Source organism: Microbulbifer sp. NBRC 101763 (genome assembly GCF_040371615.1).
Lineage (GTDB): Bacteria > Pseudomonadota > Gammaproteobacteria > Pseudomonadales > Cellvibrionaceae > Microbulbifer > Microbulbifer variabilis.
The window spans coordinates 221,928-237,829 of record NZ_BAABQV010000002.1; the positions used below are offsets into that span (position 1 = coordinate 221,928).

The following is a 15,902-nucleotide window of genomic DNA, read 5'->3' on the forward strand; positions in this document are numbered from 1 at the left end:
GGATTCCAAATAATTGCCAACTGGTGACAGCTGGATATATGCAGACCCTTTACAACTGGCTTTTTCGCTTAGCCATTCCATTTATTTTTTTTCGGTTATGGTGGCGCGGCCGTAGCCAGCCAGCTTATCGTCAGCGTTTCGAGGAGCGGCTGGGACGGGTGCCAAAACGCTATAGTCAAGCTCCATTAATATGGGTTCACTCCGTATCTGTGGGGGAGACCCTCGCTGCGATCCCCGTTATTGCTCAATTAGCAGCTCGCTATCCTGATTGGCATTGGCTGGTTACAACGAGTACCCCTACAGGCTCCGAGCGGGTTACAAAGTCCTTAAGCCCGATTTTGGGCGGCCGCCTGCTCCATTATTACCTACCTTATGACTTACCCGAGTTCCTCAATCCATTTCTGGAAGCTCTCAACCCCACTATGTTGGTGATTGTAGAGACCGAATTGTGGCCAAACCTTCTGCGTTTATGTCGAAAGAGGGCGATCCCTGCATTGCTTGCCAATGCACGTTTGAGTGAGAAATCTGCCCGGGGTTATGGGCGATTTATTGGGTTTACCCGCTCAATGTTGGGCAATTTGGATAAAGTTGTTGCCCAGTACACAGTAGACGCTGAACGTTTTGTTTCTCTGGGCCTGCCTCGAGAGAAAGTAGTGGCCAGCGGCAATATTAAGTTTGACCTGGATATTGACCTGGGCCTCATCAGCGAAGCGCAGGCGCTATCCCACCAATGGCGCGGCTCTTTAAATCGTAAGGTTTGGCTGGCAGCCAGCACCCATGCCGGTGAGGATGAGATCATACTGGATGCGTTCTCTACCCTGATTAAGGACTTTTCAGATCTGCTTTTAGTCTTGGTACCGCGTCACCCTCAGCGTTTTGATGATGTTGCCCGTTTATGTCAGGAGCGAGGCTTTCAGGTTTCAAGGCGTAGTAGTGGTGGTGCTCCAAAAGCGGATGATCAGGTTCTTTTAGGGGATACCATGGGTGAGCTACTGCGTTTCTATGGTGCCTGTGATGTGGCTTTTGTGGGGGGGAGCCTGGTCCCTGTGGGAGGGCACAATATGATTGAGCCGGCGGCCTGGGGGATACCGACTATCTCCGGGCCATACATGCATAACTTCGCGACCGTGGCTGATCTTTTAAAGAATGCTGGCGGATTGGCAATTGCGGCGGATGCTGTATCACTGAGTAATCAGATAAAGCAGTGGTTACTGAACGATAAGGAGCGACAGGTCTTAGGTCAACGAGCTAGGGCAGTAGCGAAGCAAAATAGTGGGGCTTTGCAGCGCCTGCTGGAAGAGATAGACAGGCTGATGCCGAGTTCAGGAAAAATGTGAGCGGCTCTCTTGGAGCTGCTCACATTTCTTTGGAGTCGAGTTAGCTACTTGGAACCGCTTGGGCCGGCTTCCGCTACCCGGTGAACATTGTTGGCCGGGTTCAACATAACATCCAATTCTTGTAGATCCTGTGGTGAAAGGAGACCCGCTACCTGCTTAAGGCTTAAGGTGTTGATGATGTAGTCGTAGAGGGCGTTGGCATATTCGGTTTGATTTGAATAAAGGGTGTTTTGCGCTAAAAGCACATCTACGATATTGCGCGTACCCACCTCGTAGCCGGCTTGAGTGGCATCCAATGCACTCTTTGCGGAGACCACAGCCTGTTGTCGGGCTGCCACACGGGATACATCTGTTACCACTGCACGATGTAGGGTGCGGGTGTTTTGGATAGTATTGCGTTCAGCCAGGTTGCGCAGGTCTTGTGCTTGAAAGGATAAGTTACGCGCTTCACGTCGATTGGCGCTCAAAAGGCCACCAGTATAAATCGGTATATTCAGTGTGACTGCGGCTACAGAATCACGGTCGTCCAAGTCCCTGGGAAACTCAGTATCTGATTGGCGAGTCTCGTCTCTGAATCTCACACGTTCAGTGCCGTTTGAGGTGAGCTTGTTATAGGAGAGGGAGCCGGTAAGAGTGGGCAGGTGCTCACTGGCGGCAGAACGGGCATTGTAGCGGGCCGCCTCGGCATTCAGTCGTGCAGCTTTCAAGTCGAAGTTATTGGCCAAAGCGAAGTCGACCCAGTCTGCACGTTCAGCCGGCACTGGAGGTGCGACTTGGAAGGTATCTACGAGAGGAGCAACCTCATCGTGATAGCTACCGGTGAGGATTGATAGGGCATCGAAGTTACTGAGCAGCTCGTCTTGAGCGGTTAAGCGGCGGGCTACAGAGCTGTCGAAGGCCGCCTGGGAATCATACACATCAGTAATTGCGGTTAGGCCCACTTCGAATCGCTGCTGAGTTTGCTCCAACTGCTTGGCTAGGGCTTTCTCCTCGGCCACTGCGGATTCCAGGATGTCATAGGCGCGTAGTACATCGAAATAGGCTGTGGCGACTCGAAGCATCATTTCTTGCTGATTGGCACTAAATTCTGCAGTAGCAACTTTGGTTAATCTTTTACCCCGTTGGTAATCAAACCAAGCAGGGGCGTCAAAAATTGCTTGGGTCAGTGTGGCATTGTACACCCTATTTTGATAGGTCCCGGTTGATCTTCGGTTAAAGTCAACTAGATCACCATCAACGGGGCCATCTTCAAGAATTTGTGCCCCGTTTGAGATGTTAAATTCATGGACTCTGGAGGCCTCGAATCTGGCATTTACCTGCGGCAATAGCGGTGCTCGCAGCTGGTTCTTTGCCTCGATACCTGCATGGTAGGTGGCTCGATCGGCGGCAAGTTGCTGATCGTTATCTAGCGCCTGAGTATAAATATCCCACAGGGTGTCGGCCTGGGCCTGCATGGCACCGAATCCGAGTAGGGCGGCGGCGAGTAGTTTCTTCAGTGGACGCAACTGGCGGCCTCGCGGCTCTGTGCGGTTACTTCTTTTCATCTGTTTCAACTTCCTGTGGCGGGTGCGGTCTTCAAGCTTCTAAAAAGTATCTGGAGCGGCACTCGAGTTCTGGGTACTCGGTGGATTCCTTTGGCTCGCAAAGTTAGGTTGTGCTGCCAGTCTCCCCAATCAGCAGTCGCGAGAGTGTACCCGCGGCCAGCCTGAGCGTCGAGGCGACGCTTTCGGCTTTTTGGTATATCTTCGTTAAACCGACGCGAATGTGCGTTTACCGGTAACTGCCTGGCAATGTCAGGGCAGCATTGAATAGGGCAATGGCCCTATATTGCAATAGACGCGCCATCGAAGCATTTGGATGCGGCAAAAATTGTGCAGGATAAGGCAAGGACCTCTCGCACATGGAACAGCTGCGTGATGATAAACAGATACGTTGGCAGCATGCTTGCCATGAGTGCGATCTATTGCTGACTGGCGGGTTGGCACCGTCCGGTCAAAAGCTGACTTGCCCACGCTGTGGTTGCACTCTGCATCGCAATGCCAATCACAGCGTCTACTACACCATTGCCTTAAGCTTGACTGGACTACTGCTATTTATTCCCTCAGCGAGTCTCCCGCTCCTTAAATTCTCGTTATTCTCTTTTGGTGCCGAGAATACCCTGATGAATGGTGTTTATTCATTATTTAAAGCTGGCTATATCTGGTTGGCGTCACTGGTCTTATTCTGCAGTGTGCTGGCTCCTTTGGGAAAATTTCTGCTGCTGTTATTTGTTTGTTGCGGCAGTTTTTTGGGGCTGCTGGATCGCTGGGTTTCTATTGCGGTGCGCTGGTACCAACATATCAAAGAGTGGGGGATGCTGGATGTATATATGCTCGGCATTCTTGTAGCGCTGATTAAATTAAGGGATCTGGGGAAAATGGATGTGGAACCGGGGCTGTATTGCTTTGGCGCCATGATGCTGGTTGCGAATCTCTCTTCACTCAGTTTTGACCAGAATGCCATTTGGCACCGGCTGGCACTTCGGCGTGCTCAGCGGGAGAAACTGACATGAGTTCGAAATTCCCTCGCAAAGGGATTCATGAGGGCCTGACAAGCTGTCTCAGCTGCCATCAATTAATTATTTTGCCAATTACGGGTGGGCACTGCCGATGCCCTCGCTGTGGTGGGCGGGTGCACAGGCGTATTTTGGGGAGTTTGATGCTTACCTGGGCACTAACAATTACCGGGGCCCTATTATTGTTACCAGCAAATATTCTCCCGATTATGACGGTGGTTTACCTCGGTGCCGGCGACCCAACCACCATAATTAGTGGCGTTATGCAGCTATATAACAGCGGGATGTGGGGAATTGCGCTTATTGTCTTTGTGGCAAGTATTGCTGTGCCAGTAATGAAGTTGTTGGGCTTGGCTTTATTGCTGGTTCAGATGCAACTGCGCCTAACGTTTGTGCCTTCCCAGGCAATGAAAATCTATCGGGTAGTTGCCGGTATTGGGCGATGGTCTCTTCTGGATCTTTTTATGATTTCCATTTTGGTGGCATTAGTCGATATGGGATTTATTGCTCAGGTGGTGGCGGGTCCTGGCAGCACCGCTTTCGCCTCTGTGGTAGTCGTTACTATGTTGGCTGCACGTTCTTTTGATCCCCGACTTATTTGGGATGCTTATGATGGTGACTTATACAGTAAGGATGTAGCACCGGAGACGGCACACCGGGGTGCCGCAGAAAATGGCTGATAATTTGCCCCCTGAAAACAGTGGTGTTGAAGGGGCACGTTTAAACGGTGGGGCCCAGCGGGGGGTGGTGCGCGCGAGTAAGGGATTACCGTTGGTTTGGATTCTGCCTTTGGTGGCGGGACTGATCGCAGTTTGGCTGCTTTACCAGGACGTGGCCGAGGGAGATGTAAAAGCGAGCATCCTGTTTCACTCTGGCGATGGCTTGGTGAAGGGGAAGACCGTCGTGAAGTATTCCGGTGTAGATATCGGCCTTGTGCAGGATGTACGCCTGGTACCCAATGCTAAGGAGTTGAATGGTGCTGATGGAGTGTTGGCGGAGGTCAGCCTCAATCGCAGTGCAGAGTATCTGCTAGTTGAAGGGACTGAATTCTGGGTAGTGAAACCGGAGCTTTCCATCACAGGTATCAGTGGTTTAGAGACATTACTATCAGGTAACTATATTGCAGTTGAATCTGGCAGCGGCAAACGCAAGCGCGAATTTGTTGCGCTGGACCAGCCCCCGGCATTTATTCGCGGAGATGGCCTGCGCGTAGTGCTCAAATCCCGCCGCTTGGGCTCATTGAGCCGTGGCTCCCCTGTTTATTACCGCCAGTTAAGGGTGGGCCAGGTAGCGGATTACAGCCTTGAAGAGGATGGTAATGAAGTCAGTATCGAGCTGTTTATTCGTCGTGAATATGCCTATCTAATTCACCGGGGCAGCCGTTTTTGGAACAGTTCAGGTATTTCAATTGAAGGTGGCATCAGCGGAATTAGCATTAATTTGGAATCTCTTGCCGCCTTGTTTGCCGGCGGTGTCAGCTTTTATACCCCGGAATCTCAGCGTCAATCCCCCTTAGCCGTAAATGGCACAGAATTTAAATTATATAAAAATTTTGCTGCTGCAGATGCAGGGATTTCTGTCACTTTAAATTTTGATCGCGGTGTAGATGTTACGCCTGGCAGCACCAAAGTGTATTACCAGGGGATTCAAGTAGGTGAAGTCAGCAGGGCAAAAGCTAACAAGCGTATGGATGGCATAGAAGTCAAAGTGTTGATGGACCCAGTAACTGATGACCTCCTCAGTGAAAATACTCGTTTCTGGCTAGCCCCCCCCACATTTGACTTTACTGGCGGCCTTAACAAGCTGATTCAGGGCAATCGCATCGAAGTAGATCTTCGCCGGGGAAACCGATCCCAGCGTATTTTTACGGCACGTGCCTCGGCACCGCCAAGAGATCCCCGCGTACCCGGTTTACACCTGCGTCTCACCACACGCAACCCAGGTTCACTTCAACGAGGAGCTCCTGTGTACTTCCGGCGTATCGAAGTGGGTAAGGTGCAGGGAATGGAGCTGCGTAGAGATGGTGAGGGGGTTGAGGTGTACGTGGTAATTGAGCCGCGCTATGCGCACTTGGTACACCAGGGTACTCGTTTTTGGAATGTCAGCGGTCTGCGCGCCAGTGCCAGTCTTAGTGAGGGGATTGAAGTACAGGCGGACTCCTTGATGTCATTGTTGCGTGGGGGCGTTGCTTTTGGCATCCGGCGTGAGGATCGTGCGAAATCAGCACCAGTGCAAAATGGCGATCAATTTCCTCTGTACAGCAGTCGTGAGGATGCACTTGAAGAAGGGATTGAAATACGAATCAACCTTCCCAGTGCGGAAGGGCTGAAAGTTGGGGCCCCTCTGCGCTATAAAGGTGTGCAAATTGGGGAAATTACTCGGTTACGTCTTGGCGCAGACCTCGGAGAGGTCCATGCCCGTGCCAAGCTTTATCACCGTGGTGCAAGCTTTGCCCGTGCAGGCACACGTATTTGGGTGGTGTCGCCACAGATAGGCATAAGTAAAGTTGCCCACCTGGATACATTGATAACCGGGCGCTATTTGGCTTTAGAGCCGGGCCTGGGGCCCATGCAAACGGAGTTTTATGCAGAGCTGCAAGCGCCTAAAGAGGATCTTGCCGATACCATGAGCCGACCCGGGTTAGCTGTGATACTGGATGCCGCGAGGCGCGGCTCTCTGGTAGCTGGGAGTCCCGTTTATTACCGGCAGGTCCAGGTGGGTGAGGTTACAGGTTTTTCCCTGGGAGAATTGGCTGACCGAGTTTACATCTATGTGCATATCGAGCCGCAGTATCAACCATTAGTGCGTGAGCACACTGTGTTTTGGAATGCCAGTGGTGTAGAGGTGAATTTTGGTTTGAGGAGCGGTCTTAATGTCAATACAGAATCCGCTCAAGCCTTGATAAAAGGGGGGGTTGCCTTTGCGACGCCGGAAGCGCCCTTCATGGGTTTCGAGGTGGAGAGCGGCAGTCACTATCCTTTGTACCCAAAAGCTGAACCTGAATGGTATAAGTGGAGTCCCAAAATAGAACTCTATGATTTTTCTGAACCGGTTAAATAAGTATGAAAGTTAAGGAGTATTTATGCGTTACATAATGACGGGTCTGGTGACATTGCTATTAATGGCAGGATGCCAGGAGATGCAGGTGGAGCGAGTAAATACAGGAGCCCAGCCGGTGGCTTTTTCCACCTACAAATGGGGGGTAACGCCGCTCGGGGATGCGCCCGATGCGCCGGCGCAATTGGTGGAGTTGGATGAAGAAATGCGTGGCACAGTCGCGGCGCAGTTGCAGCAAAGAGGTTATCGTCAGGTGGGGCAGGACCAGGAAGCCGATATGGTGGTCGACTACCAGGTTGCCGTTGTTGATGAGTTTTTTTCCGGGGATACTAGGGACCCCAGTTGGGATAAACAGTTTGACAGTAATGCGCCCCAAGAGGTTGTAGAGTTACCGCCGCTTACTGATGCCCCTCTGGTGATTATGAGTGTGGGGATTGGTCGCCCAGGGGGGGAAATTATTTGGGGTGGAAGTGCCAGTGAACTACTGACTCGCCCAGATAGCATTGAGCAGCGCCAGCGTCTCATTGTCCGGGGTGTGAGCGCCTTATTGAGGGATTTACCGGAGGCTTATCAGTAGCAGGTGCCAAAATTTTGGCCTGATGTGAAAAAAGCCACCATAAATTGGTGGCTTTTTTTGTTCATTAAGGGCGCCCTCGGTGCATTAGTTTATCGTAGAGCTCAATATAGGAGTCCACGATAAACTTTTTCGAATAGCCATTTGCATAGACCTCCGACGCATTTTCAATCAGGCTCTGGCGCAACTCAGGGTTGTCCAGTACTGATTTAATGGCTTTAGCTAGTGCGTCTGCATCATCGATCGGAGTGATTAGGCCGCTCTTACCGTCAGTAATTACCTCACCCGGCCCCTGGGAGTTGGTTGCTACTATTGGGCAGCGGTGCGCCCAGGACTCCATTACGATCGAGCCCAATCCCTCGTGGCGTGATGGGCACACAAATAGATCGGCAGTGCGCATCAGGGTGGTGACATCGTTGCGCCAGCCCAGAAAGCGTACCCGCTGATCCAGGCCAAGCCTGTGACACAGGGCCTTTAATTTGGCCTCCTCTGGCCCAGCACCTGCTAGCCACAGTGTCGCATTGGGAATCTGTGCCAGGGAGTGCAGCAGAACATCGAACCCTTTATTGATATGCAGACGTCCGGCAGCGAGAATCAGGGGTTTGTCTTCCGGAGTATTAAAACTGTTGCGTGGTAGAGGTTCTACAGGAGTCTCGTCGGCAAAGTTGGGGATATGAAAAATGCGGTCTTTGGGGATACCGCCATCAATCATATGCTGGCAGATGCCTTTACTGATACCGATCCAGTAATCTGCATGGCGGTAGTACTTAAGATTGTAGTAGTGCCCTAGGCGACTAACCAGTAAGTAGTTTTTTGAATTGGGGGTGATAATCGTGGCGCGCCCCATCCAGGTCATCACAATATCGGGCTGCCAGTTGCCCAAGGCCTCCCGGTAAATTCTGCGGCCGAGAAAATCCAGCTTGCCACCAAACTTGAAGCCTTCAGTTTCAACGCCATTGTTACGCAGTGCCTGTACGCGATGGTCGTGGTTACGAATAAATGCCTTCTCGTTAATTTCCCCTCTTGGGTTTAATCCACTTACCAGGCGTACAAAAAAATTTTCCGCACCACCGTGTTCGGCGCCGGCGAGGACTTGTGCCACTCGAATTGGCTTGTTACTCATAAATCCAACATATTAAGTGTGATTGGTTTGGCAGTGCCGTTATTTCAGGGTGCCATCCAGGTTGATATCGCGTGCCCAGGCATAGTCATGGCTAAATGGCTGCAAGCTTGTGGCTTCGACAATATACTGCGCATAGAGCTTGGAGTTCATTTCCGTATGGAAAAATTCCCGGGCCTTTGCTGCCCAGGCACGGCGTTTGGCATCATCATTTTGAAACTCTCGGATTTTTTCCAGTAGATCTTGCTCTTCTGAAAAATAAACGATGCTCTCTGGCGGTAGTAACTCATCAAAGTGCAATTTGTCACTGGTGAACTGCAGTATGCCGTTACCGGCAAGTTGTGCCATGCGTGCGGATGAATACCAGTAGTGGGTATCCTGACGATTAAAGTTCAGCCCCATTTTAGTTTGGGAGAGTGCACGATCGTAATCTCTTCCCCAGACCGGCGGCTCACCAAAACTGCCATAGGTTTTAAAATTTAATGAGTCCCCCAAGGCATCCTTGAGGTTCTTAACCATCTGCAGGCGCTTGGTAAAATTGTTGCTGTTACTGCAAAACAATAAGTCGATGGGCAGATCTGTGCGCTCAGCATTATTAAGGTTTTCGATCGATGTCTCTACTGGGTTTGGCATGTGGTAAACCCGAGCGCCGAAGCCTTCAAAAATTTTCAGTTCGCGGCGCCCAGTGGACACGAAAACTGCATCGGCGATTTCCGCACGGTATTTAATTCGCTCCACATTACTGGGGACAAACAGAGGATCATTATTACAGTGCGCAATCATGCAGTTGGGCTGCTGCTTTTTAATTTCCCTCAGGGTATCGTTACCGATCATGTCGCAATGGCCTGCGATCACCAAGTCCGGTTCAAATGCTTCTACGGTTTCTAACAAACGGCGGTTGGCTTTGCTCACACCCAGGTCGCGGATGCCAAACGGGGCCTCAAATGCGGCTACATCCCGATCGCTGAATACTTGGGTGTTGTGATCATTTTTGATCAGGCCAAAAGTCAATTTCTGCGCCCAGCTGACCCGTGTCTTGCCGTAGCGACGCAGTTGCTGATAGGCGATATTGAGCACTCTCATAGTGGCGCACTCTCTAAAATCCAGGGAGATAATTCGTATGGCCGCTTGGTTCAGAGGCTGTTACGGTGGGCGCAGAGTATAACAGCTGGCTCGGGTCCATATAGCCCTGTACTACCCAGAGTGCGAAAGACCTGTATCGCAAAGAGGAAGGCGAACAATGCCAAGAAAAAGTAGTCAAAACGATTTGTATCCTGAGTTTTCTGCGGATTCTGTGGAAATCCTTTCCAAGGAAACAGTGTTCAAGGGATTTTTCACCATGTTGCGCTTGAGGCTACGCCACCGGCTATTTCGCGGCGGTTGGAGCAGCACATTTCAACGCGAGGTGTTTGTCCGTGGGCCTGCTGTCGGAGTACTACTTTATGATCCAGAACGGGACCTTGTAGCATTAACTGAACAGTTTCGCGCGGGTGCTCTAGAGCGTTCAGCTGGGCCCTGGTGTCTGGAGGTGGTCGCCGGAATGGTTGAGGAGGGAGAAGATCTGCGGGATGTGGCCCAACGCGAGGTGCAGGAAGAGGCCGGTTTGAAAGTGCAGGAATTGCACTTTATCCACAGCTATATGCCCAGTGTAGGGGGCAGTTCAGAGCGATTACACCTTTACTGTGGGCTAGTGGACTTGAGTTCTGCAGAGGGGTACTTTGGCCTGGAAGATGAGAATGAAGATATACACCTAAGGGTGTTTACCCGGGATCTGATTCTTAGGACTTTGGGTGGGGACTATGCTCCAGGGGAGAACCCTATCGATAATGCACCCACTATCATTTGCATGCAGTGGCTGGAGTTAAACCGGGAAAAACTAGTAAAGATGACGTTAACTGCCTGACCGGTCATTATGCCTTGCACTCTGTTACCTGCTGTAAGGGCAAACTGAGATCTGAGTCACGGCGGCAATAGAATCGGAGTGTTGATAATGGCTGTACTGGGCGAGGCACAGGCGCGACAGCGCAAACGGCAACAATTGTCGCCAAATGGCAATGAAAGTGCAGTGTATAGAGTCGATCTGCCGTCATATCATGCCGACTGCGATGCAAACTACCTGCGTCTGATCAAATTGCTGCCACAGCTTTCAGAGAGGGAGTTGTGGCGCTATCAATTGCCCGGAGGCACTCTGATACTGGGAGTGAAGGCGCGATCTAGGTACACGACGGAAGTGTCCCTGAGCGCGGAGGTAAGCCTCAGTAAGTGCCGCTGGCTGGAACCCCCGGACTTAACTGTACGTCTTTATCACGATGCGTGCATGGCGGAGGTAATCACAGCCAATGGTCGCGGGCCGGTGGGTGGTAAAGGAGTTGATACCGCTTACCCGAATCCCCGTATGCAACGCGCAGATGAGAGACCTCAGGCGAACCGTTATCTCGGCGAATGGCTTGAGTACTGTCTCGCAAATGGTCGCGCAGAATTTGATCTGGTGCTGGATGGCCGGAGATTTTGATTCTGCAGTAGAGCACATGGATGTGAACACAAGGTGAGCAAGTGATTCGCGAACACAATAAGTCGAAGTCTCCCCCTGGGGCGACATCGCACCGTTTGATCCAGATCACAGATCCACATATCGGCAGCAGGCCCGATTATCAATTGCTGGGTCTGGATACCGGCCACACACTCGACGAGGTTTTGGCGACAGTTATCGCCAAACAACCCCGTGCTCAAGCCCTGGTTGCCACCGGTGATATCAGTGCGAACGGCTCGGAGGCCTCCTATTGTCGCTTTTTGCAAAAAATTCGCACCATTCCTATTCCCTGGTACTGGCTTCCCGGCAATCATGATGTGAGTGCACGTATGCGACAGTTGGCTCCCAATCGGAGCACGGATTTGATCGCACTGGGTAATTGGCGATTATTACTGCTGGATACCAGTGTGGAGGGCCAGATATGTGGTGGACTGGGTGAGGCACAACTGGAACGCCTTCAACTGCTACTATGGGAAACTCGAGAGCATCCGGTGATGATTATGATGCACCACCAGCCTGTTCCTGTGGGCAGTAAATGGATTGATGGCCATATGCTTCGTGCGGGGCGTGACCAACTTTTACAGATGGTGGATCAAGCACCTCAAGTTAAAGCCTTGGTGTGGGGCCATGTACACCAGCAATTTGACAGCAACCGAGGACAGATCGGCTTGCACGCAACGCCGTCTACTTCGGTACAGTTCACCCCTGGCAGCGGCCCTTTCGCGGTAGATGACGAAATGCCTGGCTATCGTTGGTTTGAGCTGCACAATGATGGCACCTACACCACTGGCGTGGAGCGCGTGGCCATCTCTAAATATTATGTGGATCTTGCCTCTTCAGGTTATTGATTTGCATCAACCCGGTACCAATTAGCTGTAGCGGGTTGCCTGTCTTCTGTCTCTTGATTGTTGAATAGTACAAAACCATTCTTAACGAACTAACTACTATCTTTCCTCCCCGGTCGCCGTACAATGAAATTCCCTGGATTGGGCGCAAGTCCAATCATTGGTATAGGGATTGATCGGCGAAAATCAGAGCTATAAAAGTGTGACGCTGCAATGAGCAGCCTAAAAAGTGTGGTAATTGATCGCTGTGTTCGAGCTCCATTCGCCGGGTTGATAACATCGGGAAGTCAGGAGTTTAGAAATGCAAAAATTATTACTTAGCTCAATGTTGGGTACAGTATTAATAGTTACAGCCTGTACCCAGCAACCAATACAGGTTACATCTGCTGAAGGTAGCTCTGTTCAGGTACAGCAGGATGGTTTGGAGCCTCGTCCCAGCCATTTGGATGAGGTATCAGCAGCTTTTGCTTTGGATCTCAGTGGCGCAAAGGTTTATGTCGGCCCTGTACAAATTGAATACAGTAAGCGTTATTCCTCTTTGCCACGCAGTAATTATCGCGAGAAGGACTATGAGCTGGACCAACGGGATCTGCAGCGCCTTAATAACCTGTTGGCACAAACTTTCTCGGATAAGTTTCTTAGTGCGCGCAATGGTGTGCTGGTTTCTGAGCAGTCAGAGGCCGATTACACCCTGGCAATGTCACTGGAAAAATTTTCAGTGGCTGCTCCATTGGACCCCTCACCCTGGGCGTGGCGTGTGTACACTGAACAGAGTGCCTATGGTGTACTGGTAGGAACTCTCTACGACCGCGATGGCAATGCGGTGATGCGCTTTCGTGACCGGCGGGATATTGGAGAAAACTTTGGTACGAACGGGCCGGGGGGGCGGCTTGAGCGCTTTACAAGCGTAACTTTTTGGTCTGATATGCGTGTAGATATGCGCCGGGCCTTTGCCAGCCTCGATAAGGCTCTACTGTAGATAATGTGAAATATTCGGCGGGTAGGTATGGAGCTTACGCTCCCACAGGCTCTCAAGGGCGCTATAATCCCCGCCTATGCAAACACAAGACTCCAAGGGAAGGCCGCTGCTGATTTACTTGCACGGCTTTCTATCGTCCCCGCAATCTTTTAAGTGTCAGTTGATGCGCGAACAGCTCGGTGCTGATCATCCGAGCATTATTTTCTGTGCGCCACAAATCTCTCCTTATCCGGCAATTGCACAGCAATCCCTGGTTAGCTTATTAAAGGGTTTCCTGAAGTCTGCTGATTGTGGCCCTATTGGGTTGGTGGGAAGTTCTATGGGAGGGTTTTGGTGCACCTATCTGGGAGAGCGCTTTAACCTGCCAGCAGCACTTATCAACCCTGCCGTACGACCGTCCCGCTTTATGCCCGCCTATATTGGGCAGGTATTACGGCCTTATAGTGGTGAACAGCGAGACTATCGCCTTGGTAGGGGGGACGTAGATACTTTGGAGCATTTGGAAGCTGAGCTGCCCAGCCCTTTGAGCAGTCGCTATTGGCTTTTAGCCCAACGAGGTGATGAAACACTCGATTACCGTGATGCAGAGGACTTTTATCGGGGCCAGCGTCAAACTATCGAAGACGGTGGTGATCACAGCTTTCAGGGGTTCGCACGATATTGCGATCCTATAGTTGAATTTTTATTTAATCAGCAGTAATTAATTAAATTATGGCCAATTATTCCGCCGAAGATATTGAGGTTCTCACAGGGCTGGATCCGGTGCGCAAACGCCCCGGTATGTATACAGATACTACCCGCCCCAACCACTTGGCCCAAGAAGTCATCGATAATAGTGTCGATGAAGCCCTCGCAGGTCATGCCAATAAAATCGAAATCGTCTTACACAAAGACCAATCGATCTCTGTTAGTGATAACGGGCGTGGCATGCCCGTGGATATTCACCCCGAGCAGGGGCGTCCAGGTGTTGAAGTAATTTTGTCCACCTTGCATGCTGGAGGTAAGTTTTCCAATAAAAACTACCAGTTTTCTGGCGGTTTGCATGGTGTGGGTGTGTCCGTGGTCAACGCCCTGTCGAAGGTGCTTGAAGTGACTATCCAGCGGGATGGTAAAGTACATCGAATCGGTTTCAAGGATGGAGAAAAAGCCTCTGATCTTGAAGTGGTCGGTGACTGCCCCAAGCGTACTACCGGAACCAGCGTTCGTTTTTTGCCAGACCCGCAGTATTTTGATTCCGCAAAATTTTCCGTGGTGCGCCTACGCCACCTGCTACGTGCCAAAGCTGTGCTCTGTCCTGGGCTCACCGTTACCTTTATCAATGAACAGGACGGGGAGTCGGATGAATGGTACTACGAAGATGGACTAAAAGATTATCTTGCTGCGGCTAACCAAGGATGGGAAATTCTGCCTGCAGAACCTTTTGTCGGTAGTTTTGCTGCATCTACAGAAGCTGCAGACTGGGCAGTACAGTGGTTACCTGAAGGTGGAGAAATTACTGCAGAGTCCTATGTAAACCTGATTCCCACCGCTCAGGGTGGCACTCATGTGAATGGGCTGCGAGCAGGTTTGCTGGATGCCATGCGGGAGTATTGTGAAATCCGCAACTTGTTACCTCGCGGTATTAAGTTGGGTCCTGAGGATATTTGGGGCCAATGTTCCTACGTACTTTCTGCCAAGCTGGCTGACCCTCAGTTTTCAGGTCAAACCAAAGAGCGGCTGTCCTCTCGCGAAGCTACTGCGTTTATCTCCGGTGTGGCTAAGGATGCCTTTAGCCTATGGTTGAACCAGCACACGGAAGAGGGCGATAAACTCGCTGAAGTATGCATCAGCAATGCGCAAAAACGTATGCGCTCCGCCAAAAAAGTTGCACGTAAAAAAGTAACCCAGGGACCTGCACTGCCCGGCAAATTAGCAGACTGCTCCAGTGCCGATACCTCCCGCAGTGAACTCTTCCTGGTCGAGGGGGACTCTGCGGGTGGCTCCGCCAAGCAGGCTCGTGACCGTGAGTTTCAGGCTATCATGCCCTTGCGCGGAAAAATTCTGAATACTTGGGAGGTTGATTCAGCAGAAATCCTGGGCAGCCAAGAAGTGCATGATATTGCTGTAGCCTTGGGAGTAGATCCCGGTAGCGATAACCTTGAAGGTTTGCGCTATAACAAAATTTGTATTCTTGCAGATGCCGATTCAGATGGATTACATATTGCTACTTTGCTTTGTGCCCTATTCCTGAGACACTTCCGCCCGCTTGTGACCAATGGCCATGTGTATGTAGCAATGCCGCCATTATTTCGTATCGATATTGGCAAAGATGTCTATTACGCGCTGGATGAATCAGAAAAACAGGGCATTCTCGATCGAATCAGTGCAGAGAAGAAAAAGGGCAAGATCCAGGTTACTCGCTTTAAAGGCCTAGGTGAAATGAATCCTATGCAGCTGCGTGAAACCACAATGGATCCCAATACCCGTCGCCTGGTACAGCTTTATATAGATGCCGGTGATGACAGCAATCAGTTGTTGGATATGTTACTTGCCAAAAAGCGTGCGGGTGATCGCAAGCAGTGGCTGGAGAGTAAAGGGAACCTTGCCGAGGTCGGTTAATTTTTTAGGTTGTAGCAATAATTTATTGGAGTGCAGGAACATCTTATAAATTTGGGGGGAAAGCATTAAACTAACGTATATTGTCTGAGCAAGGAAGCTCTAAATATCTCATGAAGGGAATATCCCTGCTCGTAAATTAAAAGGATCTGTCATTAATAGTACCATTTCATTTGAATATGATGAATAGTAGGATATCTATCTTTACGTTAGTTCTTCATTCATGCGATCGCCTCCATTTTTACTTTTAAATTTAGTTGCCTTGATCAGCTGAGTAAAACGCTTATTTTCAAGAGACAAATTTCCAGCTT

The 15,902-nt window shown here is 50.7% G+C and carries 14 protein-coding genes; 11 read left to right on the forward strand and 3 right to left on the reverse strand.

Going from position 1 to position 15,902, the window contains the following annotated elements; all coding sequences use genetic code 11:
* Positions 1-38: 38 nt before the first annotated feature.
* Positions 39-1,337 (forward strand): lipid IV(A) 3-deoxy-D-manno-octulosonic acid transferase, encoded by a 1,299-nt coding sequence (waaA, locus tag ABWV76_RS06325; protein ID WP_353375553.1) that lies wholly within the window; start codon positions 39-41, stop codon positions 1,335-1,337.
* Positions 1,338-1,381: 44 nt separating this feature from the next.
* Here waaA and ABWV76_RS06330 read toward each other — a convergent pair whose 3' ends face one another.
* Positions 1,382-2,881 (reverse strand): TolC family outer membrane protein, encoded by a 1,500-nt coding sequence (locus ABWV76_RS06330; RefSeq protein ID WP_020414299.1) that lies wholly within the window; start codon positions 2,879-2,881, stop codon positions 1,382-1,384.
* Positions 2,882-3,237: 356 nt separating this feature from the next.
* Here ABWV76_RS06330 and ABWV76_RS06335 point away from each other — a divergent pair, with 356 nt between their 5' ends.
* Genes ABWV76_RS06335 through ABWV76_RS06350 form a run of 4 tightly spaced genes read left to right on the forward strand, consistent with a single transcriptional unit; the run spans position 3,238 to position 7,525 of the window.
* Complete coding sequence (locus ABWV76_RS06335) at positions 3,238-3,888, forward strand: paraquat-inducible protein A (RefSeq protein ID WP_353375554.1); 651 nt, start codon at positions 3,238-3,240, stop codon at positions 3,886-3,888.
* The gene (locus ABWV76_RS06340) at positions 3,885-4,571 is read left to right on the forward strand and encodes a paraquat-inducible protein A (protein ID WP_353375555.1); all 687 of its coding nucleotides are present in this window, start codon (positions 3,885-3,887) and stop codon (positions 4,569-4,571) included. The genes ABWV76_RS06335 and ABWV76_RS06340 overlap by 4 nt, the downstream gene beginning before the upstream one ends.
* Positions 4,564-6,951 carry a PqiB family protein gene (locus tag ABWV76_RS06345; protein ID WP_020414302.1) on the forward strand — a complete coding sequence of 796 codons (2,388 nt, stop codon included), beginning with the start codon at positions 4,564-4,566 and terminating at the stop codon, positions 6,949-6,951. The genes ABWV76_RS06340 and ABWV76_RS06345 overlap by 8 nt, the downstream gene beginning before the upstream one ends.
* Positions 6,952-6,973: 22 nt before the next feature.
* Positions 6,974-7,525, forward strand: a complete 552-nt coding sequence (locus ABWV76_RS06350; protein ID WP_026305196.1) for a DUF4136 domain-containing protein — start codon at positions 6,974-6,976, stop codon at positions 7,523-7,525.
* Between the two features lie 64 nt (positions 7,526-7,589).
* Here ABWV76_RS06350 and ABWV76_RS06355 read toward each other — a convergent pair whose 3' ends face one another.
* Positions 7,590-8,645, reverse strand: coding sequence for a glycosyltransferase (locus tag ABWV76_RS06355; RefSeq protein WP_353375556.1), 1,056 nt, complete (start codon positions 8,643-8,645; stop codon positions 7,590-7,592).
* Positions 8,646-8,684: 39 nt separating this feature from the next.
* Complete coding sequence (locus ABWV76_RS06360; protein ID WP_020414305.1) at positions 8,685-9,725, reverse strand: glycosyltransferase family protein; 1,041 nt, start codon at positions 9,723-9,725, stop codon at positions 8,685-8,687.
* Between the two features lie 157 nt (positions 9,726-9,882).
* Between ABWV76_RS06360 and ABWV76_RS06365 the strand changes: the two genes are divergently transcribed.
* From ABWV76_RS06365 to parE, 6 genes are all read left to right on the forward strand, one after another.
* Positions 9,883-10,545, forward strand: a complete 663-nt coding sequence (locus ABWV76_RS06365; RefSeq protein ID WP_020414306.1) for an NUDIX domain-containing protein — start codon at positions 9,883-9,885, stop codon at positions 10,543-10,545.
* A gap of 87 nt (positions 10,546-10,632) precedes the next feature.
* Positions 10,633-11,154, forward strand: a complete 522-nt coding sequence (locus tag ABWV76_RS06370; protein ID WP_020414307.1) for a DUF1249 domain-containing protein — start codon at positions 10,633-10,635, stop codon at positions 11,152-11,154.
* Between the two features lie 41 nt (positions 11,155-11,195).
* Entirely contained in the window at positions 11,196-12,020 is an 825-nt protein-coding gene (gene cpdA / locus ABWV76_RS06375; protein ID WP_245556712.1) for a 3',5'-cyclic-AMP phosphodiesterase, read from the forward strand.
* Positions 12,021-12,318: 298 nt separating this feature from the next.
* On the forward strand, positions 12,319-12,996 hold the full coding sequence (locus ABWV76_RS06380; RefSeq protein WP_282952277.1) for a hypothetical protein: 678 nt from the start codon (positions 12,319-12,321) through the stop codon (positions 12,994-12,996).
* A 76-nt stretch (positions 12,997-13,072) separates the two neighbouring features.
* Entirely contained in the window at positions 13,073-13,696 is a 624-nt protein-coding gene (locus tag ABWV76_RS06385; RefSeq protein ID WP_026305199.1) for a YqiA/YcfP family alpha/beta fold hydrolase, read from the forward strand.
* A gap of 11 nt (positions 13,697-13,707) precedes the next feature.
* Positions 13,708-15,594, forward strand: coding sequence for a DNA topoisomerase IV subunit B (gene parE / locus ABWV76_RS06390; RefSeq protein ID WP_020414312.1), 1,887 nt, complete (start codon positions 13,708-13,710; stop codon positions 15,592-15,594).
* Positions 15,595-15,902: the final 308 nt, after the last annotated feature.